The organism is Streptomyces akebiae (assembly GCF_019599145.1).
In the GTDB taxonomy this organism is placed as follows: domain Bacteria; phylum Actinomycetota; class Actinomycetes; order Streptomycetales; family Streptomycetaceae; genus Streptomyces; species Streptomyces akebiae.
Genome location: NZ_CP080647.1, coordinates 1,271,254 through 1,295,366, shown reverse-complemented (window position 1 = coordinate 1,295,366; position 24,113 = coordinate 1,271,254). Strand labels below are relative to the sequence as shown.

The 24,113-nt window shown below is 70.4% G+C and carries 20 protein-coding genes and 4 pseudogenes; 10 read left to right on the top strand and 14 right to left on the bottom strand.

Going from position 1 to position 24,113, the window contains the following annotated elements; genetic code table 11:
• Positions 1-107: 107 nt before the first annotated feature.
• From K1J60_RS05750 to K1J60_RS05740, 3 genes are read left to right on the top strand one after another with little or no spacing between them, the layout of a single operon-like run.
• Positions 108-1,415, top strand: coding sequence for an ATP-grasp domain-containing protein (locus K1J60_RS05750; protein WP_220645208.1), 1,308 nt, complete (start codon positions 108-110; stop codon positions 1,413-1,415).
• A 41-nt stretch (positions 1,416-1,456) separates the two neighbouring features.
• Positions 1,457-2,767 (top strand): hypothetical protein, encoded by a 1,311-nt coding sequence (locus K1J60_RS05745; RefSeq protein ID WP_220645207.1) that lies wholly within the window; start codon positions 1,457-1,459, stop codon positions 2,765-2,767.
• Positions 2,768-2,789: 22 nt separating this feature from the next.
• Entirely contained in the window at positions 2,790-3,464 is a 675-nt protein-coding gene (locus K1J60_RS05740) for an HAD family hydrolase (RefSeq protein ID WP_259407568.1), read from the top strand.
• 673 nt (positions 3,465-4,137) lie between these two features.
• On the opposite strand, the gene K1J60_RS05730 is transcribed toward K1J60_RS05740, so the two are convergent.
• The 5 genes from K1J60_RS05730 to K1J60_RS05710 form a co-directional block, all read right to left on the bottom strand.
• The gene (locus K1J60_RS05730) at positions 4,138-4,449 is read right to left on the bottom strand and encodes a hypothetical protein (RefSeq protein WP_220645205.1); all 312 of its coding nucleotides are present in this window, start codon (positions 4,447-4,449) and stop codon (positions 4,138-4,140) included.
• A 126-nt stretch (positions 4,450-4,575) separates the two neighbouring features.
• Complete coding sequence (locus K1J60_RS05725) at positions 4,576-4,896, bottom strand: hypothetical protein (protein ID WP_220645204.1); 321 nt, start codon at positions 4,894-4,896, stop codon at positions 4,576-4,578.
• A gap of 533 nt (positions 4,897-5,429) precedes the next feature.
• Positions 5,430-6,143 carry a ParA family protein gene (locus K1J60_RS05720; RefSeq protein WP_031112595.1) on the bottom strand — a complete coding sequence of 238 codons (714 nt, stop codon included), beginning with the start codon at positions 6,141-6,143 and terminating at the stop codon, positions 5,430-5,432.
• Positions 6,144-6,339: 196 nt separating this feature from the next.
• Entirely contained in the window at positions 6,340-6,909 is a 570-nt protein-coding gene (locus tag K1J60_RS05715) for a helix-turn-helix domain-containing protein (RefSeq protein WP_220645203.1), read from the bottom strand.
• Positions 6,906-7,889 (bottom strand): helix-turn-helix domain-containing protein, encoded by a 984-nt coding sequence (locus K1J60_RS05710; RefSeq protein ID WP_220651293.1) that lies wholly within the window; start codon positions 7,887-7,889, stop codon positions 6,906-6,908. Before K1J60_RS05710 ends, K1J60_RS05715 begins: the two co-directional genes overlap by 4 nt.
• A gap of 198 nt (positions 7,890-8,087) precedes the next feature.
• On the opposite strand from K1J60_RS05710, the gene K1J60_RS05705 reads away from it, so the two are divergent.
• Entirely contained in the window at positions 8,088-8,396 is a 309-nt protein-coding gene (locus tag K1J60_RS05705; RefSeq protein WP_220645202.1) for a hypothetical protein, read from the top strand.
• A 987-nt stretch (positions 8,397-9,383) separates the two neighbouring features.
• On the top strand, positions 9,384-9,737 hold the full coding sequence (locus K1J60_RS05700) for a hypothetical protein (RefSeq protein WP_220645201.1): 354 nt from the start codon (positions 9,384-9,386) through the stop codon (positions 9,735-9,737).
• Here K1J60_RS05700 and K1J60_RS45645 read toward each other — a convergent pair.
• Positions 9,677-9,879 (bottom strand): annotated as a pseudogene (locus K1J60_RS45645) (transcriptional regulator); the annotation flags it as partial. The gene K1J60_RS05700 and the pseudogene K1J60_RS45645 sit on opposite strands and share 61 nt — an antisense overlap.
• A 102-nt stretch (positions 9,880-9,981) precedes the next feature.
• On the opposite strand from K1J60_RS45645, the gene K1J60_RS05695 reads away from it, so the two are divergent.
• A complete protein-coding gene (locus K1J60_RS05695; protein WP_220645200.1) occupies positions 9,982-10,677 on the top strand; it encodes an SDR family NAD(P)-dependent oxidoreductase in 696 nt (231 codons plus the stop codon).
• Positions 10,678-10,831: 154 nt separating this feature from the next.
• Here K1J60_RS05695 and K1J60_RS05690 read toward each other — a convergent pair.
• From K1J60_RS05690 to K1J60_RS05675, 4 genes and pseudogenes are all read right to left on the bottom strand, one after another.
• Positions 10,832-11,050: pseudogene (locus K1J60_RS05690) on the bottom strand (DNA-binding response regulator); the annotation flags it as partial.
• 567 nt (positions 11,051-11,617) lie between these two features.
• Positions 11,618-11,830, bottom strand: a pseudogene (locus K1J60_RS05685) (thioesterase family protein); the annotation flags it as partial.
• Between the two features lie 194 nt (positions 11,831-12,024).
• The gene (locus tag K1J60_RS05680) at positions 12,025-13,365 is read right to left on the bottom strand and encodes a HupE/UreJ family protein (protein WP_259407567.1); all 1,341 of its coding nucleotides are present in this window, start codon (positions 13,363-13,365) and stop codon (positions 12,025-12,027) included.
• A gap of 21 nt (positions 13,366-13,386) precedes the next feature.
• Positions 13,387-14,574, bottom strand: coding sequence for a DUF3500 domain-containing protein (locus K1J60_RS05675; protein ID WP_220645199.1), 1,188 nt, complete (start codon positions 14,572-14,574; stop codon positions 13,387-13,389).
• A 198-nt stretch (positions 14,575-14,772) separates the two neighbouring features.
• Here K1J60_RS05675 and K1J60_RS05670 point away from each other — a divergent pair, with 198 nt between their 5' ends.
• From K1J60_RS05670 to K1J60_RS05660, 3 genes are all read left to right on the top strand, one after another.
• A complete protein-coding gene (locus K1J60_RS05670) occupies positions 14,773-15,474 on the top strand; it encodes a response regulator transcription factor (protein ID WP_220645198.1) in 702 nt (233 codons plus the stop codon).
• A complete protein-coding gene (locus tag K1J60_RS05665) occupies positions 15,471-16,913 on the top strand; it encodes a HAMP domain-containing sensor histidine kinase (RefSeq protein ID WP_220645197.1) in 1,443 nt (480 codons plus the stop codon). Before K1J60_RS05670 ends, K1J60_RS05665 begins: the two co-directional genes overlap by 4 nt.
• A 489-nt stretch (positions 16,914-17,402) precedes the next feature.
• Positions 17,403-19,448, top strand: coding sequence for a phosphocholine-specific phospholipase C (locus K1J60_RS05660; protein WP_220645196.1), 2,046 nt, complete (start codon positions 17,403-17,405; stop codon positions 19,446-19,448).
• Positions 19,449-19,637: 189 nt separating this feature from the next.
• Here the strand turns inward: K1J60_RS05660 and K1J60_RS05655 are convergent, their stop codons facing one another.
• Both K1J60_RS05655 and K1J60_RS05650 read right to left on the bottom strand, forming a co-directional pair.
• The gene (locus K1J60_RS05655; RefSeq protein WP_220645195.1) at positions 19,638-20,627 is read right to left on the bottom strand and encodes a DMT family protein; all 990 of its coding nucleotides are present in this window, start codon (positions 20,625-20,627) and stop codon (positions 19,638-19,640) included.
• Positions 20,624-21,424: a phosphatase PAP2 family protein gene (locus tag K1J60_RS05650; protein ID WP_220645194.1), complete on the bottom strand. Its 801-nt coding sequence runs from the start codon at positions 21,422-21,424 to the stop codon at positions 20,624-20,626. Before K1J60_RS05650 ends, K1J60_RS05655 begins: the two co-directional genes overlap by 4 nt.
• A 294-nt stretch (positions 21,425-21,718) precedes the next feature.
• Here K1J60_RS05650 and K1J60_RS05645 point away from each other — a divergent pair, with 294 nt between their 5' ends.
• Complete coding sequence (locus K1J60_RS05645) at positions 21,719-22,333, top strand: TetR/AcrR family transcriptional regulator (protein WP_220645193.1); 615 nt, start codon at positions 21,719-21,721, stop codon at positions 22,331-22,333.
• Between the two features lie 184 nt (positions 22,334-22,517).
• Here K1J60_RS05645 and K1J60_RS05640 read toward each other — a convergent pair whose 3' ends face one another.
• The gene (locus K1J60_RS05640; protein WP_220645192.1) at positions 22,518-23,576 is read right to left on the bottom strand and encodes a DUF2510 domain-containing protein; all 1,059 of its coding nucleotides are present in this window, start codon (positions 23,574-23,576) and stop codon (positions 22,518-22,520) included.
• A gap of 129 nt (positions 23,577-23,705) precedes the next feature.
• Positions 23,706-24,005: pseudogene (locus tag K1J60_RS05635) on the bottom strand (anhydro-N-acetylmuramic acid kinase); the annotation flags it as partial.
• Positions 24,006-24,113: the final 108 nt, after the last annotated feature.

The window sequence follows — 24,113 nt, the reverse complement described above, 5'->3', positions numbered from 1 at the left end:
ACGTCGCTGCGGCCTTCCCCCAGTGGCAGGCCGTCATGACGTGGTCGACAACTGCCCCCACAGGACCAAGCACTCCCCGGTTCCTCGATGTGAAGGGTCATGCGGCAATGAAGGACCTCACACCATTCGACGCGCATTCCGGCCAGGACGACCTCTCGGCCGTCCGTCCCATCCTGTTGTTGGGCGCCGGGACACCGGAATTCAGGGAGTACGTGCTGCGCCAGATCGCCCGCGTCCGGCCCGTGGTGCTCATCGACCAGACCCCACCCAAGTGGGCCCGCCCCTACCTGGCCGCCCAGGCGGCCGTCGACCTGCACGACCCCGAGGCCGCAGAGGCGTTCCTCATGAGTGCCGCCGTCCAACTCGGCGTGGCCGGCGTGACCACCTACATGGAGCACTTCGTCGAACTCGCCGCCCGACTCACGCACCGGCTTGGCCTGCCGGGCAACTCCCCGGCAGCGGCTGCCGCCTGCCGTGACAAGGCTGTCACGAGGCGCCTCCTGGCCGAGCACGGTGTTCCCTCCGCCAGTTCGTACCTTGCGCAGGACGCCGACCAGGCGGTGACCATCGCCCGTCGACTGGGCTATCCCGTCGTCGTCAAACCGCGAGGTCGGGCGGGAAGCGCGGGGGTCCTGCGGGCCGATAGCGACGAGGACGTACGCGCGGTCTTCCACCGCGCCCTAGTGGACAGCGTGCTGGGGCTAGAGGCCTGGTCCGTGGCCGGCGTCCTGGTCGAGGAGTACCTACGAGGTCCCGAAATCAGTGTGGAAACCGTGGTGCTGGGTCCCGGACAGGTGCGGATTGTGGCGGTCACCCGCAAGTCCCTCGGCCGCGAACCGCAGTTCCAGGAGATCGGACACAGCGTCGACGCAGCGGACCCCCTGCTCTGCGACCCCGTCCTCGCCGCTGTCGTGACCGCGGCAGTCCGCGCCCTTGGGCTCAGCCGGGGTGTCCTACACGTCGAGCTGCGGCTGACGGCCGACGGTCCCCGGGTGATCGAGGTCAACGGCCGCCCCGCAGGAGACCTCATCCCGCTCCTCGTCGAGCGGGCTACCGGCGTCAACCTGGCACAGGCACTGGCGACACTCGCCGCCGGAGGGATACCCGACCTGGCCCCCACTCGCTCGGAAGCCGCCGCGATCGGCTTCCTGTATCCCGAGCACAGCGGGTACATCGAACGGCTAGACGTGCACGGAGCCCTACACGATCAGCTGTGGCTTGAACGGCTCGTCTGGACACGTGATGTCGGCACTCAGGTGACCGCGCCACCTCGCGCCAGCATCGACGACCGCATCGCGCACTGGGTCGTCACCGGCGCCACGGCCGCAGACTGCGCCAAACGCCGGTCCCTGGTCGCCGACCACCTCTCCGTGCGCGTTGCCCACCCCGTGCACACCACGAGCTGCACACGGTGATCTCTCCCTCCCCCCCCGTACCGATCTTTGGAGGCTGCCCGATGGCCACCGCCCGTGCTGCACTCGCGGCACCGGCCCTCTATCCGGCCGGCACGACGACCGTCGCAGTCATTGCCCCACAAGCGAGCTCCGGCTACCCGGACGCGCTCGCGCGCCGGGGACGCGAGACTGTCGCGGTCACCCTGGGCTCTGATGCAAGGCCCCCTGCCTACCGCAGCGTTGCGGATAACCAGGCGTACACCGACGTCATCGAGTACGACGGCGATCTGCGTCGCACCGTCAAGAAGCTGCGAACGGCTGGCGTGGAAGCAATCGTGGCGGCAAGCCCAGCTGGCGTTGAGCTGGCCGAGCGGATCGCCTGGCAACTCTGCCTCCCCAGCACCGGCATCCCCGGCTCCGCCCAGCTCCGAACCGACCGAGGTGCTCAAGCAAGCGCCCTGTCCCGGGCAGGGGTTGCCGTGCCCCGCACTCTACGGACGACCAGTCTCGCCGAGGCTCTTGAGTGGACGGACTGCCATCAGGCGTCGGCCTACCTGCTGTCCTCCGCCGCAGTCGGCGTTCCTGCAGGGCCGATCAACTGCCATACCGAGCAGCAGATCACATCGGCCTGGCCGCAGATCCAGCAAGCTGCCTACCACCACAGCGGGGATGCCTCCCTCGTCCTGCGAGAGCTCGTGGAGGGGCGGCAGTACGTGGTCGACACCGTCACGCAGCTCGGCCCCGACGGTCCTCGGCATGCTGTTACCGGCATCTGGGCACACCATCACGCTCCAACAGGCCTGCTCGACCGAACCGACCTCCTGCACCGGCACGGCCTTCTGGCCCGCCGACTGTCGCTGTACGTGTGCCGCGCTCTGGACACTCTGGGCGTGACATCGGGGCCCCTTTCATGCCACGTCGCGTTCGAGCCTGAGCGCGGACCGGTCCTGCTGTCCGCCAGCGTCGTCACTCACCGATCACGTGCCGACGAAGCCGTATGGAAGATCACAGGCCGCGACCCGATCGACGCGCACCTGGACGGAGCCTTCTTCGCCTACCGAAGCAGCCGTGACAGCACTGGCTGCCGCGTGGCCCGAATCTACGTGAACGCACCACAGGGGGAAGTGCCCTGGCCAGGTCTACGCGGCGAGCTTGCCGCGCTCCCCACAGCAGTGTGCGTGTCCGCAGACCAGCACTCGTGCATAGCCAGCGATGGGTTTCCCTCATTTGACGGCGAGGCCTGCGAGATCGTCCTTGCCCACGCGGAGGCCGAGGCGATCGAGACGGACTACCGGCATATCCGGGCCCTGATGGAGATGTTCACAGCAATCAGCACTACTGATTGCTCTTCCACCGCCGTACCCTTCATTTGATCACGAGAGGAAGCAACGCCCCGTGCCACGGAACTTCAGCCGGCCGCACCTGGTCTGGGGATGGAGAGGCACGCTTGCCGACGACGTCCAGCACCAGGTCGATGCAGTGAACGCAGCACTGACTGCTCTGGGGGCCCAGCCGGTCGATCTCGAAACCGTCCGGCGTCATTTCGCCACATCCGTCCCCGCCATGTGCGCCGCCATACTCGGGCGCGCACTGACCGATCGAGAGCGGACGCGGGCGAGCGTGGCGTTCCAGACCTACCACTCCCGACGGCCACCGGCCCAGCTCATACCTGGAACCAAGGAACTCCTTACGAGGCTGATCCGAAGCGGCTGCAGCCATTCAGTACTGTCCCTGAGCGCCCACGCCTTCCTGACCCAGCACATCTCCGGCCTGGGCGTCGCCTCCCTGTTCCTGCGGGCCGACGGACGCACAGGCCCGTCCTCCAGGAGCAAGAAGCAGCCCCTTGCGAAACACGTGAAGATGCTGCGGCAGAGCATCGGGGACCGGCCGATCGTCCTCATCGGCGACACGGTTGACGACATTCGCGCTGCGTTCGCCAATCACGTCCACCCCGTGCCGTACGCGGGCGGCCTGACGCACCCCGACGTCCTCCGCCGCAGCGGCGTCCCTGTCGCCGAGACCCTCGCCGAAGCCGCAGCGCTTGCGGTGGCTCACGCCCACACGGCGTGAGCCGGACCACGCAGGACGGCACGGAAACCTCGGCAGTCCCGAGCACTTCACCAGAGAGTGAGCGGGAGGCCTGCTTCCTCGGCGGCCTGGATGCGGTGCTCAATCTCGTCGGCGGACTCACCCGCGCGGAGTCCTGCACGGATCGCCTCAGCAATGGCACGTGTCCGCCCAGCAGCCCCACGGGTATCCGCAAGCGGACCGTGGGGATTGCCCCGGCGCATCGACCATTCCACGCGGTTCTCTGCTGCTGTCCCGAGCCGGAGATGGGCAGGGTTAGTGCAACCGTGGAAATCGCACGTGTGACACACCACCGGGTCCTCGGCACCGGTCCAGCCAGTTCGGTCTATCACTCCATTGGCGAGCTGGTAGGCGAACAGATGAGCCGGCACGGTTCCACGACGGGACGGCCCAGGAAGGCTCGCCGCGCGGAAGGACCCATGGCCCGTCGAACTGACTGCTCCCGTCCACGGCCAACATCGGTCCGCCGACCTGACGTAACGCTTGGCTTCGAACCTTGCGACAACATCCTCGTTGTGCAACCAGGCACGCCAAAGTTCCGCGGGGATTCGAATCGGTATCGGCTCCCCAAGGAGCGAAAGCTGCTCGGCATACGTGTCTGAGGGACGCTGGTGGAGGGCGATGTCTTCCAGCAGGAGCTGATCGGATGCTCTGCTCACGACGCGTCCGCCTTGGCAGAGGGGAGGTCGGGTGGATAGCCCTTGGCGCGAAGGAATGCGTCGAGCGCTATCGCGACGATGTCTCCGTGCTGCACGCCATGGTCCGCGTGGTAACGGCGGATGCGCCGCTGGAGTTGGAGAGCGTCGGGGACGGCGTAGTTGATCTGCCCACGACTGGTATGGCGGCCATTGATGACCTCCAATGTGTCCGGATGAGGCGCCAACGGATCGTCGGACAGGTCGGATTGAGCGTCGAGAGCGTCAGCCAGGTCACGCAGCTGACGGGCGTGGCGAGAGAGATCGGGCATGGAGTACTCCAGTGCGGCCCACTAGTCGACTAGCTAGCCGCCTAGTGGACTAGTGGAATAGTCGGGGGGATGGGGGTCCGCGACCGAGAGAAGCGTTCGCGGACCCCCTGAGAGATGAGCGCTGCGTCAAAAGCCGCGGGCGCTGAGCCACTCGTCCAGCGCGACCGAGACGATGTCGCCGATGGGCAGGTGATCGAGTTCGTTGTCCAGCGCGAAGCGCTTGATCCGCTTCTTCAACTTCAGCGCAGCGGGAACCGAAGAGTCGAGACTCTCCCGCGCGATGATGCGCTGGTTGAGAACGACGGCGACCTCAGGAATGTCCTTGGGACGGCCGGGACCGTGAGCGTAGGGAGCCCCCTCGCTGGGCGCCTCCTGCGATCGAATGTCCTGTTCCTGGTGAGCCCCCGGACCCTCGTTCCTTATCGGGAACGCCGTACCGCCTGCCACCGGAGGAACAGCCGGGCGAACCGCAACTTCGGCAGCCGGAGCCGCGCCAGCAGCTGCGGAGGTGGCAGGGGACGGTCCATGCTGCACAGCAGGTTCGGCCGGCTGCGTGGGCTGGACCGAAGGGACAGCCGGCTCGACACCCGGGACCACAGGCGGCACCTGCCGCTCCTTCGGCTCCCCACCGGCCCCCGTCCTCAACTCGGGGGAGGCGATGGCCGGGCGAACCGACTGACTGACGGTCGGCTCCGGCACGGGGCCAGTCGCCTCAGCAGTCGGCTGGGCGGAGCTCTGTGCCACTTCGGGCACCGCCTCGGTCCGGCCCTGTGCCGATGCCTCGGCGGGAACGGTGACAGGAGCGGGCTGAACGTGCGGCTCGCTGGCAGCGGGACGGCCTTCGCCCTGGGCGGCGGCCTGTTCGGCGGCGAACTGCTCGGGCGTGAGCTCGGCGGCCGGGGGAGGGGGCGGTGGGGTCGCCTTCTTGGCCCCGCCCAGGGTGCGGCCGGCGCGGCGTGCCGGGGGCTTCATACGCTCGCTCATGCCGTGAGCTCCTTCATCAGTTCGGCGTACTCGCTCAGCTCGGTCGGGACCTCGCCGAAGGCCTCCATGTAGTGCACCCAGGAGTGGATGACGGTCTCGGCGAGCGGGAACGGCTCGTCGCGCTCCGGGCCGATGCCCTCGCCCTCGGCGGGCTCCAGCAGCTTGTCCTTCGCCGTGCGGGGCAGGCTGGTGCGGTCGTCGGCCTTGACCAGCACCACATGGGCCGTGACGTCGCGTTCGTTGCGGGCGGCGGCGCGCTCCGCCTCGTCGAAGGTGGCCACGAGCTTGCGGCGCTCGATCTTGGTGGGGGCGACCGGCACGATCAGCCGGTTCGCCTCGGTAACAGCCTCGTGGAAGATGCGGGAGCTGCCGCCGCCGGCGTCGACCACGATCGCGCCGAACTCGGACCGCTTCTCACGGATGTACTCGGCGATGTCGTCGAACGGGTACCGCTCGACCACCAGGTTCTCGGGGATCTCGAAGCCCTCGGCCTGGGCAACCTTGAACCAGTCGTAGGCGGACTGGCTGGTCGCGTCGGCGTCCAGCAGCAGCGTCGGCAGCTCCAGGACGACGGCGTAGTAGAGGGCGATGAACCAGGCGGAAGTGGTCTTGCCGGTGCCGCCCTTGAGCATGCCGACGACGATCACGAAGGCGTCCCAGGCGCGGGCTGTGGCCGCGGCCAGGGTCTTGATACGGGTGTTCTCGTTCACGTGTGCTTGATCTCCTGAAACTGGAAGGGTGCGTTGACTTGGCGTGGGTTGTCGACGGCGTCGACGCTTGCTTCTGGGCCTGGCTGCCTGCGGGCGAGCGGAGGCGCCCTTGCCGCGCAGCCGAAGCCGGGATGCTGCATGGGCGGGGTAATGAGCCGAGCAGCACCGCGGGGACCACCACAGAGGGCCGGGCAGCTCATGACCGCTTCCTCACCTGGTCCGCGGGGCCGTGACGGTGCCGGGGCCGCATGCGAGTGTGGGCCTGCTGCAGGAGCCGGTAGACCGTGGCCACGGAGTAGTTGCAGTCCTCAGCGAGCTCCGGGACCCTGGCTCCGGCCTCGTATCGTGCCCGCAGGGACACCGCCAGCTTCTGCCGCTCGGAGGCCCGCGCTGCTGCGCGTATCCGCAGCGTCTGCTGCGTGGTGCGCACGGTGCCGCCAGCCTCGATCAGCAGGCGTCGGGCAGCACGCCTCGTTCCTCCCGCAGCCGCGGCGAGCTCGGTGAGGGTCGCGCCGTGCTCCTCGTACAGGGTGCGCAGGTGAGCCGCGAGACGCCGGCGCGCCTGTGGATCCTGGCGCATCCTGCGGGTCTGCCACGACGTGCGCATCACGGTCCCGGCATCGTGCAGCCGGTTGAGAACCGTGCCGTACGACAGGCCACTGTTGGCCACGAGTTCGTCGACTGTGGAACCGGATTCGTAGCGGGTCCGCAAGGCCTCCGGCGTGACCGGTACGTCCTCGTGCGGCCTCGATGATTGCGTGCTCATGCAGCGGACTCCCATTCCCTGAGTGCTTCCGTATGTGCGGCGGCCAGCTCGTCGTATGAGCGCTGGTCGTGCGGGGTGATGAGGATCAATCGCCCGTCGCTGGCGACCCGCCAGGCCGGATCGACGTGGCCTGTCGCAGGGTTGAGGACAACTCCGCCGGGCCCGCGCCACGGCGTGGGAACCTCGTCTGGACGCGGTGCGGGGACCAGCACCTGACGGCCATCGCGGACCACGACGAGGGCCTTGCTGCGGTGCTCCGACAGGCGCTCCAGTGCCTCTCGATACGCCGCTCGCTCGGCGGCGTGGAGGGCCCTTCGGCTGGCAGAGGTGCCTGAGGTTCCGCACTGATGGGCGATCTGGTCCCAGCCGCGCGAGGGCATGACTTGCCGGTCGGTAACAGCCTCCGGGTAGCTGTTACCGAGGCCTTCCAAGGCCCGGGGAGCCAGCGACCAGACCTCGCCGACGTGGTGCACCAGGCCGTGGCGCGCGAGGCGGCGGAGGGCGCGATAGGCGGTTGCCCGAGAGACGGAGGAGGCGATGACGAGTTCACTGACGGTCTGGTTAGAGCGTGCGTGCAAGGCGCCGATGATCAAGAGAGCGGAGCTGCCCAGGCCGTGGTGGGCGAAGGCATCGTGGGCCATCAGGTGGCTGATGACAGTGGAGTCGAGGTCGGCCGAGACTGCCGTCTCGGAGGTGGACCACTCCTCAAGTGCCGGGTCGGGGGGGAACTGAGTGGTCTTCTGACGAGAAGACGGGGACTGCCGGGAGGACTCAGGGCCGTTGCCGAGGTACCAGGTCGAGCCCTCCTTGCCGCGGCCGGCCCGCAGCCGACGCAGCCACCCTCCTGGCTTCAGCACGGTCTCGTACGCGTTGCGCAGCGTCTGCCGGGAGATCCCGGCTTCTTCGGCGGCCTGGCGCTCGCTCGCAGCGTGCAGACGGCCGCCAGCGGTCTCGGCGAAGTTGAGATGGGCCAGCAGCACTCGCAAGGCGGTGTGTCCTCGCTTCCCAGGCCACGGCGTGACCTCGATACGGTCGCGAAGAGCTGCGAGGTCCTCGTGGGCGTGCTGGCGTGACACGACCTCTGCCGTGCCGTGGACCGTTGCGCAGGCGCTGTCCCAGACTCGACGGACGTACGCGAGGGCGCGAGCCTGCCCAGACCGCATCGCGATGTTCCGCGTATGCCTGCCGCCCTCGTGATCCGGGTGCATGAGCAGGTGCGTCAACTGGTCGACGGTGCCCCCGACGCGGGCGACGTGACAGGCGATGGCCGCGGTGATTCGATGGCCGTGCTCGGCCATCCCCTGCCGATCTTCGCGATGGACGACCCGTCCGCCGTGATCGAGCTTGCTATAGCTACCCGCTGCGTACCGGCCGGTGAGGTCTCCGAGAAGAACCAGATCAGCGGCACCCCGGGGGAGGCTAGCGAGTCCCTGCAGGGAGGTTTGGGTGCCTGTGACTGCCTCTGGTTGGGAGTTTGCTGGACGTGAAGCCTTCTGCGAGTAGTGCGGAGGGGGTGCGTCGTATGGCATTCTGGGGTCGTCTCGCAAAGACATGGACGCCACCTAGGCCCGCTAAAACCACGGGTGGTGCCCGGAACCGACCTCCAATCGGTGCCAGCGAAGCCTCCAGGATGGCCGTCCTGGGGGCTTTCGTATGCCTGGCCTCGTTGGAGGCAGGCGTCCCTACCGCGGCTCGACCGGAGGCGAATCTGAGGTCCCGCCAGAGTTGCCACTCGTGATCTACACCGGCCGACTTGGTTCCCTCAGAGCCAATTTCGGAGGTCGCTGCCTCTGACTGCCTCTGAGCGGCCCGGGTCGAACCGGGGTCGAATCAGAGTGTTTCCCTCTGACTGCCTCCGATCGCCTCTGCAACCCGTCCTAGCAGGTCACAGCCTCATCGCCCCCACACAAGCGCAGGTCAGAAAGGTGCGCTAGCTGTACCACTGGTTCCTGGCGAAGGCGGTCATGTGAGGCATGGGGTTCCCGTCCCTGTCGGCGGGGCGTCCTCGCCCCGCGTGCCGTGGTTGGGAACAGGTTCCTGACGGCTGTGGCTGCCGCGCAAGGCGGCTTCTGCCAGGCGGAAGCGTATCTACGAAAGAGCTGGTCAGGGCGTTGTCACGTGCCTTGCTCATTGTCCCGGGAGCGGGATTCTTGTTGGTGAACGCGCCAACTTCTTGCCGGTTCTCGAGCAGGGCGGGACGAGTGGCACCCGCCATCGTGTCGGCGGCTGTTTGTGGCGGGCCACCCGTGCTGCGGGTGGCCCGCCAGTGATCCTCCGCGCAAGAGACGGCGGCGACAGAAGCGGAGTCGGGAAGCGACGGCAGCCTGGTATCGGCCGTCCCCCTGTCGCAGAGGGCACGGGTTCGCCTCCCGCCGAGAACCGGGGGTGAACCGTGAGGTCGGGCGGCCGGAGAAGACCGGCAGCCTCGACCTCCGTCCCGAGCCGGACCTGCGGCGTGAGAGGAAGACGCGACCATGACGAACAGCAACCTCGGAGACAAGGCCGTCCACGACGGCTTCGAAGGGCCGACCCTGGAGATGACCCGCTGGTTCCACCTGAGCTTCCCGCTCCCGGACGGCACCACGTTCGTCGCCGATGAGCCCGGAGCCGGAATCGCCTTCCGCGATGGCGGGGTGCGGATCACCATCGACAAGTTCACCCAGAGCCCCGTCCAGATGGCCGACAACTGCAAGGTCCTCGTGCTGTCCGACGAGGACTTCGCCCTGCCCGATGCCGGCAGCATCACCTTCTCCGCCTCGATCGCGGCCGAGGCGATCAACGCGACGCCGTACGACCACCGCGACGGCTTCTCCAGGCGGACCACATAGTCGACCGACACCCGGCGAGTTCGGCCAGTTCCTCGCGGCGCAGCCCCACCGCGCGTCGTCCGGGCCGTGAGGTGAGTCCTACGTCGGCGGGAGAAAGGCGGTCGCGCCAGCGGTGCGGTGCGGTGCCCAGGGTCTCGTCCACTCGGCCGTCGTGTCCGCGGGGGAGTCGCTGTGCCTGGTACCGGCGGTCCTACCGTCGCCGAGGGCACTGGTTGTCCTCTTGTGACGGGTCGAGAGTGGACGCATGACTACCACGTTCATCACAGGTGCCAACAAGTCCCTCGGGTACGAGACCGCCCGCCGCTTGATCGAGGCCGGCCACACCGTGCTCGTCGGTGCTCGTGATCCGGAGCGCGGTCGGGCGGCGGCCGAGGCACTCGGTGGCCGCTTCGTCCAGATCGACGTGACCGACGACGCGTCGGTCGCCGCGGCCGCCGCCGACGTCGCCGCTCACGAGGGCGGCATCGACGTCTTGATCAACAACGCGGGTGTGTTCGGCACACACAGTCCCGCCGACCAGATCAAGGCCGCTGACGCCAGTGAGGTGTTCGAGATCAATGTCGTGGGGATCGTCCGGGTGACGCACGCGTTCCTGCCTCTGCTCCACAAGTCGGCGAACCCCGTCATCGTCAATGTGTCGAGCGGCATGGGGTCGTTCGCGGCCACCCATGACCCCGGGCGCGTCGAGGGCCGGGCCATCGCGCCGCTCTACACGGCATCGAAGGCTGCCGTGACCATGCTGACCACGCAGTACGCGAAGTCCTGGCCGGACATGAAGGTGAACGCGGTCGACCCGGGCTACACGGCGACCGACTTCAACGGGCACAGCGGCCCGCAGACCGTGACCGAGGGGACCGACGCGATCGTCGAACTCGCCACCATCGGGGCCGACGGCCCGACGGGAAGCCTCCGTGACCGTCACGGTGAGATGGCCTGGTGATACACCTGAAGCCCGGGCGTGTCCGGCACGGACGACGAACGCCGGATTGCGGCCGCGCAGCTGCTGGTGGCGGCCTGCCCCTCGGAGCAGGCCGCCACCGTCCGCCGGAGGCGGGAAGCACATGTCCTGTGGCAGTGACTCGGCTGAAGGCCGCTCACCCGCGCCTCGGGCCCGACTCGCCTGCGCGCATGTCGGCCTGAAAGCGTGAGTCCGCGCCCAGGGCGACGACGAGGAGTTCGGCGACCCGGCGGCGGTAGGTGCGCAGTGACATGCCCAGTTCTCGTGCGGCTGCCGCGTCGGTCACACCGGAGCCCAGCGCGTGCGGCACCGCACGGGCCTGAGTGTCGATCTGTGGCCGATCAGGGTGGAGGAAGGCGTGCCCGGAACTCAAGATCGCCGTTGAGGACCATGTTCTGTGGCATGCCTTCAGCCGAGGAAGAAACCTCGCCGACCTGGCCTGAGGTCGACGACGGGCCCCGCCGCCGGAATCGGCGTGCGCGGCCCGTCATGTCGTTGTCGCCGGAGCTCGTCGTAGAAGGCCTTCGTGACGCCCCCGTTCGGTCGCCGGCGAGTGATGCCCGGCGACGCGGGCCCTTCGCCTGGTGGTCTGCGCTGTGTCACCGTCAGGCGAGGGCAGGGAGGAGGCGACTGTCATCACGCGGTCGGCCCCGCGTGCCGAGTGCGACACGACGCTCCGGGCCTGCCCCGCCCGGTGGCTTCGTCGCCCGTCACCCGCGGTGCCTCGACCCCGGCGTCCGGCTCAGCGGCGATCGTCTTGCGGGCCAGGCGGGGACGGGTGGCGAACCGCGCCGATTCGGGGATCCGCGCCGCCTTGCGCACTCGGTTGACCAGGCGACAGCAGCTCGGTGGCGACAACGGCGCGAGGCCGGTGCGCGGCGGCTTTCGAGTACGTTGCGTGCTGCCGTCGGCTGCGGCCGCGTCACTGCAGTGGCATCCGTGCCAGCTGCCGCGACTGGGCCACCAGTCGGTCCGCGCTGTCCCAGACCTCGGCGTCCTCGTCCAGGAAGCCGGCGGCGAGATTGCGCGTGGTTTTCGAGACGCGCAGCGGGCCCGGCGCGGGGCGACAGCGGACATGGACCGTGAGTTCGACCGTGGGCGCCCAGCCGGTCGGGCCCAGTTCCAGCACCGTCGGCCTGATGCGCGAGGCGCCGGAGACCGGGGACACCGACCGCAACCCGGCGGGCGATCTGGCCGCGCTCCCCGAACTGGTCGAGGGCTCTTGCGGGCCCGTCGGCCCGAAAGCCGCGTTGCGCCGCGATCCCTCGGTACCCGGCGGCCTGCCCCATGAGGTGCCGGCCGCCGCCTACCGGGTCGTCCAGGAGGCCCTCACCAACGTACGGCGGCACGCCGCGGACGCTGACGGTCGCCCTGACCCACGGCCGGGCGCTGGAAGTGACGGTGTGCGACGACGGCCAGCACCGCGACCGTCACGGCGATCAGCAGCGGGTGCTCGACCAGCCACGTCTGGATGCCCTCGAAGGGATCGGACGAGGTCAGGGCGGCACGCTCCAGCATCCAGGAGACCGAGAACAACAGGCCGATCAGGGCTACCCCGACGCGGAACGCGGGGTAGAGGGCGGTGCGGGCCAGGACGATCAGGGAGGGCATCATCAGGGCGACGACGAGCAGTTGGGTCAGCTCGATGCCCAGGTTGAAGCCCAGCAGCGTGATCACGAGCGAGCCGCGGTCGAGGCCGAGGTCGCCGATCAGGGAGGCGAACGCCAGGCCGTGGACGAGCCCGAAACCGGTTGCGATGAACACCTCGCCGCGGGCCACCAGGGGACGCAGGGCATGGACCGCGGACACCGCGATCGAGAGGGCGATCAGGGTCTCGACCGGGCGGGCCGGCAGGTCGATCACCCCGGCGGCCGCCAGTGCCAGGGTGAGCGAGTGGCCGAGGGCGAAGGCCGTGACGACGTGGACGACACGGATGATGCCGCAGCGCGCTGACGGGGCCGCGCGCCATCGACCGCCCGCGGCCACCAGGGGCGCCGGGATGAGCAGCATGAGCAGGAACAGCAGGTGGTCGGCGCCCTCGCCCACGTGCTCGATGCCCAGGGCGGCGGTGGTGGCGAAGCCTCGTAGCCACGAGCCCTCACCCGCGGGGACTTCGAGGCTCTCGGTGTCGAAGTCGACGACCCCGAGGGTCACGGCGTCGTCGGTCTTCAGGATGCCGCGGTCGAAGTCGTACCGGACGGTGACGACGACCTTGTGGGTCAGCAGTTCCTCGACGATGACGTCGTAGCGCAGACGGAAGGTGGTGACCCGGCCGTCGGGGGGCCGGAGTTCGAGCGGGTAGACGAGGTGCGCCACCCCGTCGATCGTGCGGACCGACCCGCTGCCGAGCGTGACGGCCCAGGGCCGGTCGCCCGACTCGTCGCCGAGGGCGGCGATGTGCGCGGCGGTATAGCGCTTGAGGAACGTCCGGTCGGCGCCGAGGACGCTTTCCCGCGTGAGGGGCCGGTCCACGGCGACGGCCAGGCGGTCGACGGGCAGCTGCACCTCCCCCTCGACCCGGTCGTCGCGGACGTCGAGGAGGACGGCGGAGGTGCTCATGGGGTGGGCGCCGGCCGGCGACGCGAGGCCGCCGACCAGCACGAGCGCCGCGAGCAGGAACACCGGCAGCAGACGCGCCGCCGGTGTACGTGCGGGCAGGAGACGGGGCACGGTGATGATCTCTCGCTCCGGTCAGTTCCAGCCGTAGTCGGCGGTCTGGTCACGGAAGATCGTGTGCTGGTGCACTCCCTCGACCACGATGCCGCCCTGGTTGGAGAACTCGATCCAGACCGACGGGCCGTCGACCCGCACGTACGTCTCCTTGTCGTCGATGCTCGTCGCGCCGCTCCAGCCCAGGTACGTCTCGTCGTACTCGGAGACGTACCTGGCGACGAGCGCCTCCGCGGCCTCCTCGTCCAGGTCGTCCACCCAGGTACGGATCATCGCGGTGACCTTGGCCTGCTGCTTGTCGGTGAGATCGCCGACCACGACGCCCTCGGGGTCGGGGAAGGGGCCGTCGTTGCCGGGGCCGAGCAGCAGGTCGTCGAAGCTGCCGTCGATCTCGGCCTTCTCCAGTTCGCTGTCGCCGAGCGATCCGATGGCCGCGATGGTGGTGTCCCGCTTGTCCTGGAGCGGGGCGTACGACGTGCCGCCCGTCTCGAACTCCGACGGTTCGATGGCGGTCAGCGTCGGGGACAGGCTCACGTCGTCCTCGAAGTACGTGATGTTGTACGCCGCGTGGTGGCCGCCGAACTGGACCATGAACTGCTCGGTCTCGCTGGGCTCGCCGAAGAGGGCCAGGAAGTACTTGTCCGCGCTGTAGTCGTCACCACCGCCGGGCCCGCCCCCGCTGCCGGACGACCCGACCTCGCCGAGGTACGCGTCCGCGATGCGGATCTCCTCCAGTTCCTCGTAGCCCTGATCGCTGAGGGCGGCCTCCATGACCTTCAGCGCCGCGGCCTTCTGGTCGTCGTCGAGGTCGGCGAACTCGATGCCGTTGCGCTCCACGAACGAGGTCGGGAAGTTCGACCAGCCCTTGGCCTTGGCCTCGTCGTCGAAGTCGTAGAGGGCGGTGTCCTTCTGGTCGTCGGAGAGCGTCTTGAGGAACGCCTCGGCGGCGGTCACGACCTCGGCCGTGTTCGCCTTCCCGGCTCCCGTTCCCGCCGTCGCGGACGAGCTCTGGCTCGACGACGTCTCCGACGAGGAGGAGGACGAGGAGTCGTCGGAGCCGCAGCCGGTGACGCCGAGACCGAGACACGCGGCGAGAGCGATGGCCCGGTGCACGAGTGCCCGTTCCCGTCGGCCTCTGTGCGGCGGCCTTCCGAGGGCGGCGGAGTCGGCGGGACGAGAGGCGTCGGGGGAATGCGTGACGGTGGACATGGCGCTCCTGGAACGGTGCATGAAGGGGACCCCCATCGTGGTCGAGCCACATGGGACTCCCTTGGGAGCTGTCTGGGAAATGGGCAAAGTCCGGGTCACCCGGGCAGGAGCCGAAAGCGTCCGGAGGGCTTCGAGCGGAACTGGTTTCCAGGGGCACCCGCCGCTGGACGACGGACGGTTCTGGGCCATCATGTGCAGGTGCCGAACCGTGTCCTCATCGCTGACGACGATCGTGCGGTCCGCGAGTCCCTCGCACGCGTGCTGAAACTGCAGGGGTATGAGGTCGTCGCCGTCGCCGACGGGGTGGAGGCGGTGACCCGGGCCCGTAACGAGTCGTTCGACGTCCTCGTGGTCGACGTGCTGATGCCGTACGTCGACGGCGTGGCGGTGTGCCGAGTGCTGCGCGCCGACGGTGACCGGACCCCGGTGCTGATGCTCACCGCCCTTGGCGACACGGCGGATCGGGTCGCCGGCCTCGACGCGGGCGCCGACGACTACCTGCCCAAACCCTTCAAGGTCCCCGAACTGCTCGCTCGCCTGCGCGCGCTGCGGCGCCGGGCCGCGCTCTCGCCGGGGTCCCGGGGTCAGGAACCTGTCGGCGGCGTGCTGCGGTTCGCCTCCCTGCGCATCGACCCGGACGCTCGCCGAGCCTGGTGGGCCGACGAGGAACTGCACTTGTCGAAGACCGAGTTCGATCTGCTGGAGCTGATGGTGCGCAACGACGGGATCGTGCTGGCCCACTCGACGATCTCCAGTCGAATATGGGGTTACGACTGTGGGCCGCACACGAACAACCTGGCGTGCTACGTCGGCTATCTGCGGCGCAAGCTCGCCGACGCCGGCGCGCCCGACCTGATCCACACGGTGCGCGCCGTGGGCTACGGAGTGCGGCGGCCATGAGCCTGCGTCTGCGTTTCACCCTCGCGTTCACCGCCGTAGGAGCCCTGGTGGCGGTACTCGTCGGTGCACTGAGCTTCCGTGCCGCCTCCGACCGCGTCGTCGACGGGGCCAACCGGACCGTCCGACTGGTCGCGCTGGCCGTGGCCGAGGACCGGCACACGGCACACGTCCCCGACGCGGTCACCCGGGACCCGGCGAGCCGCCCCGGCACGGGCGACGAACCGGAGCAGCCGGCGATCGTGCACGCCGTGGCCCCCGACGGCACGACCACTCACCTGGGCGGCCCGGACGTGCCGCTGCCGGTGTCCGACACCGGACGTGCCCTCGCCGCCTCCGGAGCCGCCGGGCAGGAGGAGGCCACCATGATCGAGGTGGGCGGCGACACCTACTGCCAGCTCACCATCGCCCTGGGCGACGGCCGGGGGGCCCTCCAGGCGGCCATCCCCCTGGAGCCGACACGTGACGTGCTGTTCGGCATCGCCAAGGAGATCGCGGGAGCCGTCCTCGCGGTCATGCTGGCCGCGGCGGGCGCGGGCTGGCTGCTCGCGCGGCGCATCACCCGGCCGCTGGTGCGGCTGGCCGGGGCCGCCGAGGAGATCAGCGCCGACGACCACGTCGAGCGCGAGGTCCCGGTGGACGGCCGTGACGAAGTCGCCCGGCTCTCGGCGGCCTTCAACACGATGCTCCGCAGGCTCGCCGCCTCCCGTGCCGCGCGGGAGAGGATGGTGCAGGACGCCGCCCACGAAGTCCGCAACCCGCTGACCAGCCTGACCACCAACGCGAGCGTGCTGCGCCATGTCACCGAACTCTCCCCGGACGACCGGGACCGGGTTCTCGACGACGTCGAGGACGAGACGCGCGCACTCGGCGACCTGGTCGACGAGCTGGTCGGGCTGGCCCTCTCCCGGAGCCGAGACGAGGCCGAGGAGCCCGTGGAACTGGCCGAGGTGGCCGGCCGGGCCGCACAGCGGCTGCAGCGGCGTACCGGCCGGATCGTTCTGCTCGACGCCGACCACTGCGTGGTCCGCGGCCGTCGCCAGGCACTGGAACGCGCCGTGAGCAACCTGTTGGAGAACGCCGCCAAGTTCGACGGCGACGGCGACGAACCCGTCGAGGTGCACATCCGCCGAGGCACGATCACCGTCTCCGACCGAGGACCTGGTATCGACGCGGCGGACGCGGAGCGGGTGTTCGACCGTTTCCACCGGACCGGCACCGCCCACGGCCTGCCCGGCTCCGGGCTCGGTCTGGCCATCGTCCGCGACGTGGCGGAGACGCACGACGGGACCGTCTTCGCGAAGGCACGATCGGGCGGCGGGGCCACGGTCGGGTTCACCGTGGCCCCCTCCCGGCTCCTGCCGGGCCCGGAACCGGACCTCGCCGGCCCGCGGGGAACGCGGTCGACACCCGAGCGTTCCGCGGGACGGCGTCCGGACTGACCCACCGGGTGCGTGCGAGGGGGTCCGGCGCCGGCGCCCGTGCTGGTCGCGGCCGATGACCGGGAGTTCCGGCGGACGCCGAACGCACCGACGGGGTCACACGATCGCGGTCGCGTTCTCCGGCGACCTCAAGTCGGCTACGGGTTCGCCGACCGTGGGACAGGCGGAGTAGAGCGGAGGAGCCCCGCGCTCCCCGCGCTCCCCGCCCTCTCCGCTCTCCGCTCTCCGCCCTCACCGTCCGGGGCGCGTGACCCGTCCTGGCAGGTCACGGCCTCATCCGCCGCACGGCACCGGGCAATACCGCGTCCGTCGGACGGAAGGACCGCTGTGCCCGGCCGTGGCGCGCCCGCCCGGCCGCTGTTCGCGCGGCGGTCCCCGGCGCGTCACACCCGCGCCACGGACCCTTCCCCGGCGTTCGTTCCTCTTGGACCATTCCTTGCGCGCAGGTCACATCCGACGCACCACGTCAGGACAAGAGGTCATCCACCCATGCCTGAAGTCAACCGGCGGCGATTCCTCCAGGTCGCGGGCGCCACAACGGCGTTCAGCGCACTGTCGGCCAGTATCGAGCGGGCCGCGGCGCTGCCCGCGCACCACCGTTCCGGCACGATCGAGGATGTCGAGCACATCGTCGTCCTCATGCAGGAGAACCGGTCCTTCGACCACTACTTCGGCTCACTGAGAGGCGTACGGGGCTTCGGCGACCCGCATCCGGTGACGCTGGACAACGGGAAGAGCGTGTGGCACCAGTCGGACGGCACGAAGGACGTGCTGCCGTTCCACCCCGAGGCCGACGATCTCGGCATGCAGTTCCTGGAGGGGCTGCCGCACGGCTGGCCGGACGGGCACGCCGCGTACCACGGCGGCAAGTACGACAGGTGGGTGCCGGCCAAGGGCACCACGACGATGGCGTACCTGACGCGTGAGGACATCCCGTTCCACTACGCCCTCGCCGACACGTTCACCGTGTGCGACGCCTACCACTGCTCGTTCATCGGCTCGACGGACCCCAACCGCTACTACATGTGGACGGGGTACACGGGCAACGACGGCAAGGGCGGCGGCCCCGTCCTCGGCAACGACGAGGTCGGCTACGACTGGACCACCTACCCCGAGCGCCTCGAAGCGGCCGGGATCTCCTGGAAGATCTACCAGGACATCGGCGACGGCCTGGACGCGGCCGGCTCCTGGGGCTGGATAGCCGACGCCTACCGGGGCAACTACGGCGACAACTCGCTGCTCTACTTCAACAGGTACCGGAACGCCAAGCCCGGCGACCCCTGGTACGACAAGGCCCGCACCGGGACGAACGCCAAGGCCGGCGACGGCTACTTCGACCGGCTGCGGGCCGACGTCAAGGCGGGGAAGCTCCCGCAGATCTCCTGGATCGCCGCGCCCGAGGCGTTCTCCGAGCACTCCAACTGGCCCTCGAACTACGGCGCCTGGTACATCTCCCAGGTTCTCGACGCGCTCACCTCCAACCCGGCCGTCTGGGCGAAGACCGCGCTGTTCATCACGTACGACGAGAACGACGGCTTCTTCGACCACCTCGTGCCCCCGCTGCCGCCGCGCGACGCGTCCGACGGCAAGTCCACGGTGGAGGTCGGCCCGGACCTCTTCGCGGGCAGCCCGACCCATGTCGCCGGTCCGTACGGGCTCGGGCCGCGCGTGCCGATGCTGGTCGTCTCCCCCTGGAGCAAGGGCGGTTACGTCTGCTCGGAGACCCTCGACCACACCTCGATCCTGCGGTTCATGGAGCGGCGGTTCGGGGTGCGCGAGCCCAACATCTCGCCGTGGCGGCGGGCCGTCTGCGGTGACCTGACCTCGGCGTTCGACTTCTCCCGCAAGGACAGCCGGCCCGCCGCGCTGCCGGGCACCGACGCGTACGAGCCGCAGGACCGGGAACGGCACCCCGACTACCGGCCGACCGTGCCGGCGGACCCGAGCATGCCGAGGCAGGAACGGGGGCTGCGCCCCGCCCGGCCGCTCAAGTACGCGCCCCGGGTGGACGGTTCGGCCGACCCGAAGGCCGGAACCCTCACCCTCACGTTCGCCTCCGGCGGCAGGGCGGGTGCGGCGTTCCTCGTCACCTCGGGCAACCGTACGGACGGGCCGTGGACGTACACCACGGAGGCGGGCCGGGCCGTGTCGGACACCTGGGACTCCGCGGCCTCCGGTGGCTCGTACGACCTGACGGTGCACGGGCCGAACGGCTTCCTGCGGGTCTTCGAGGGGCCGGGGAAGACGCGTGGACCGGAGGTCACCGCGCGGTACGTCGGTGACGACGTGGAGCTGACCTTCACCAACAGGGGCTCCGCGGCGGTCAGCCTGAAGGTTGTCAGCGCGTACGGCGGCCGGTCCCGTACGGTCCGGGTGCGGGCCGGGGCGACCGTCCGGCAGGTCGTTGACCTGCGGTCCAGCCGCCGCTGGTACGACCTGACGGTCACCGGCGAGGGGGGGTTCCTCCGGAGGTTCGCCGGACACGTGGAGAACGGGCGGGCCGGGGTGAGCGATCCGGCGCTGGGGCGGCGGTAGGGCGCCCAAGAGCTCGGGGGATCTGTGGTCGGGCGGCCACCGGTCGTGCGTGGCTGATCGCGCGGTTCCCCGCGCCCCTGGGGCGCATCCGCCTGTCGTAGCCGCGGGCAGTCGTGCCGCTGGGGCGATGGGGAGGGGCGCAGGCGGCAACCCTGCAAGCGCCGGAAAGCGCCTCCCAGCCCCGCCTCCTCAGAGCGGGGTGAGGTGTCCGGGCGCCGGGGAGCCCGGTCGGCGAGGCAGCAACGACGGCTCCGTAGGGGCCCGGCGAGGTTCGAGGGCGAGGACGGCCGCCACGGGGTGGTCGTCCTCCGCCGGGGCGGGACCCGGGAGCCGGGCCGGGTCCATCGGCCGGACACCGGCCTCCGGCGTCACCCGGGTCAGCAGCACCACACCCCGCGCCGCCACCACGGCCCCCGCCGCCGCGAGCAGCGCCCCCGCCGCCCCGCCCCGCAGGCCCTCCCCGAGGAGGGAGAGGCCGATCAAGGCGGCGGCCAGCGGGTTCGACAGGGTCACGACCGCGAGAGGAGCGCCCAGACCCCCTTGGTACGCGGTCTGGGAGAGCATCAGCCCGCCCACGGCGAACGCGGCGACCAGCAGGGCCACCACCACGACCTCCATGTCGAGGAGGGACCCCGAGGTGTCCGTCGCGGCGACCGTGACGGTCTGGGTGAGCGCGGAGGCGACACCCGAGGCCATGCCGGAAGCGCCGGCGTGGCGCAGTCCGGGCTTGGCGCCGGGCCGCGAGAGCAGGCCGACCAGGGCGACGGTCGCGCCGGCCACGGCGACGGCCTCCGGAAGACTCAGCACGTCGTCCGGGGCGGACCCGGACGCGACGACCAGGATCGCGGCGAGACCGGCCAGCGTGAGCGCGGTGCCCCGCCACTCCGCCCGGGTGACCCGGCGTCCGGCAACCCGCGCGCCCAGCGGCACCGCGGCCACGAGCGTGAGCGCGCCCAGCGGCTGCACCACCGTGAGGGGGCCGTACTTGAGGGCGACTACGTGCAGCAGCGCGGCGCCCGCGTTGAGCGCGACCGAACTCCACCAGGCACCGCTGGCGAGCATCCGCCGTACTCCCGCGCCGGCGCTGCGCGAGGCGAGCCGTTCCTGGGCCACGGCGGCAGCCGCGTAGGCGACGGCGGAGACGAGTGACAGGGCGACGGCGACGAAGGTGGCGTTCATCGTCCCGCTCCCGCCAGGACCGGCTCCTCGGCCGGAACGAGGGTCCTGGAGCGCTGCCCGGCGGTGGTGGCCGTGCGGTGCGGAGGCTGGATGACGGCGAGGGCGGCGGCCAGGAGGACACCGGCCGCGATCGCGTCCAGCCAGTAGTGGTTCGCGGTGCCGACGATCACCACCAGGGTGACCAGCGGGTGCAGCAGCCACAGCAGGCGCCGGCGGGAGCGGGTCGCGGCGATGAGGCCGACCGCGACCATCAGGGCCCAGCCGAAGTGCAGCGAGGGCATCGCCGCGAACTGGTTCGCCAGCGAGTCGGTCGCCGGCGTCGCCGAGTACACCGTCGGCCCGTACACCTGTCCGGTGTCGAGGAGGTGCGCGCCGTCCAGCATCCGCGGCGGGGCCAGCGGGAACGCGAGGTGCAGCAGCAGGGCGGCGGCGGTGAGCGCGGCGAGGACCCGCCGTGCCCAGACGTAGTGCCCGGGGCGCCGCAGGTACAGCCAGACCAGGAAGGCCGCCGTGGCGGGGAAGTGGACGGTCGCGTAGTAGACGTTCGCGATGTGGACCAGCGCGTCGCCGTGCAGCAGCGCGGACTGCACGGAGCCCTCGCCCGGCAGGCCGAGGGCGCGCTCCCAGCTCCATACGTCGTGCGCGTTGCCGAAGGCCTCGGCGGTGTGGCCGTTGGCCAGCAGCCGGCCGAACTTGTAGACGAGGAAGAGCCCTGCGACGAGCAGGAGCTCACGGACGAGGGGCGGTCGCGGTATCGCGGCGGCCGGCTCTTCCGCAGGCGCGGTGCGGCATTCCATCCCCGGCCCTTTCACTTACGGCGCTGGTGGCGCTGGTTCCCTTGGCGGTACGGCCGGTTCGGCCGGTGCGGCGATGCGGGCAGTGCGGTGAGGCAGGCAGCAGTGCGGGCAAGGCCGACGATCGATACGCCGTAGTACCGATACGTGCTGGTACCGATACGAGAGTGTACCGATACGCCACAGTACCGAAACGGCAGGGTATCGATACGGCACTGTACCGATACGAAGCCGTTCCGGTACAGTGGCGTTTCGACAGGCCTTTCGGCATGAGGACGACCGAAGGAGACACGAGCCATGACGTCGCAGGCCGCGGACGGGCCGGAGACGGCCGTCGCCTCGCGCCGCTCCAAACTCACGCCCGAGCGCGAGCAGGAGTTCTTCGACGCTGTGCTCGAACAGATCCGTGAGTGCGGTTATGACTCGGTGACCATGGAGGGCGTCGCCGCGAGCACACGGTGCAGCAAATCGACGCTCTACCGGCAGTGGCGGACGAAACCGCAGTTCGTGGCGGCCGCGCTGCGCGCGCGCCGCAGCGTCCGCTTCGCGGGGATCGACACCGGCACCCTCGCCGGTGACCTGCGCGAGGTGGCCCGGCACGCCGGAGAGGGCTACGTTCTGGAGGGGCGGCTCTTCCAGGCGCTCGGCAATGCCGTCGTGCAGGACGAGGAGCTGCGGGCGGCTCTGCGCGACGCGCTGGTGGAGCCGGAGATCGACGCGCTCCGGGCGATGATCGCCCGCGGGGTGGCGCGGGGCGAGGTCCCCGCGGACCACCCGGCGCTGGAGTTCGTCCCGGCGCAGATCTTCGGCGTCCTGCGGGCCCGGCCCGTCCTGGAGGGCCAGGACGCGGACGAGACGTACATCATCAAGTTCATGGAGGCGGCCGTGCTGCCGACGCTCGGCCTCGTGTAAGGCTCAGGCCGCCGTCCGTGAGTCGAACCGGACGACGACCTGATCGCGCCGCACCGTGGGGACGGGGGCGGCGCGTAACCCCGGCCGGGTGGGGTTCCTCTGGAGCGGAGAGGAATCCCACCCGGCCGACTTTCCGCACCCGACCGGGCGTGCCGATCGATCACGCCGACGGGTCCGGTCGGCCTCACACGTCCTGACCGCTGCCACCCCCGCTGATCGACGCCTTCTTGATGCCCTTGGTGATCTCGTCGATGACCGACTGCTTGGGCGCTTCGTCGCTCACGTCGATGCCGAAGCGGACCACGACGAGCCGCGAGGAGTCGGCCGGGGAGGGGAAGACGAGCGACTCGACATAGCCGTCGTCGCCCTTGCCCGTGACCACCTTCCAGCGGACGTGGTAGCCCTTCTCGCCGGCCACGGTCACCGACCCGGAGGCCAGCTCCTCGTGCGAGGTGATCTTCCCGTAGCCCTCGCTGCCGTAGGCGTCCTCGGCGTTCTGGGCGATGTCCTCCTTCGCGGCGGCCTCGGCCGTCGTGGCCTTCAGCTTCAGCAGCTCGGCGGGGGTCGAGTAGGCACCGCCGCGCGTGCACGTCTTCGAGGGGTCGGCCGGGCACTCGTACGACGCCTCGGTCGTCACCTGTGCCCCGACCTGCAGCGGTGAGGTGACCCAGCCCTCGGGTACGGGGATGCTGATGCCGCTGGTCGTGTCGGTGGCGAACCCCTCCTCCTGCGGCGGCTGCCCCGACCCGTCCGGCGCCGGCGTCTGCCCCCCGGAGCCCCCGGAGCCCCCGGTGCCCCCGGTGCCCCCGGAGCCGCCCTGGCCGCCGGAGTTGCCGCCCGGTCCGCCGTCCCCGCCGCGCCCGCCGTTCTGCCCGCCGGGCCCCTGGGACGTCGTACTGCCCTCGCTGCCACCGTCGTTGCCGGTCAGCGCGTACACACCGACCCCGATGCTGGCCAGTACCGCGGCGGCCACGGCGACGGCTATCCCGGTGCGCAGACCGCGCTTGGGGGTGGGAGCCGGGAGCGGGTATCCGGGATGGCCGGGGTACCCGGGGTGGCCCCCGGGCCCCGGCGGATAGGGCCCGGCGCCCGGCGGGTAGGCCGGCGGACCGAACCCCGCGGCCGAGCCGACGGGTCGGACCTGGTCCGTCCACGCCTTGCCGTCCCACCAGCGCTCGGTGGCGGTCGCGTCACTTGTCTGCCCGGGATCGGGGTACCAGCCGGGAGGAGTCACCTGCGTCATGGGGCAACCGTATGAGGCCGGAGTGAAAACCGGATGAGAGGGGCGGATATTCGCGGCGCCCCAACGCTGTTCTGCCCGTCGCCGCGGCATTCCCGCCGACCGTTCGGAGGCCCAAGCCCCCGCTGCGGCTCACTCGATGACGAGCCGCACCGGGGGTCGAGCGGCGCGGGACGGATCCGAGTGCCCCCAAGGCAATGGGAACCCGGATCCGATGTTCCGCCCCGGACGGGGGAGACCCCGGCGGCCCGGCGTCACCGATCCCAGCACGCTGGGGTGGCGGGCGCCCGTGCTCCGCGGGGCGGTGCCCGGCAGGCCGTGGACGGTCAGGAAGCCCGGCACGGCGAAGGCGTACGCCTCCTTCGCGTCCGCAGGGAGCCCCGACTCGTCCGACAGCCGCAGCGGTACGTCCGCCAGTTCGGCGTCCAGCACCCCGAACTCGTACCACTACTCGATGACATTCCCCACGGCCCCCGCGAACAGGGCGCGTCGAGACCGTCCGGACCGAACGGAACGGTAGCTCCGGCCGAAGTCGGGTGC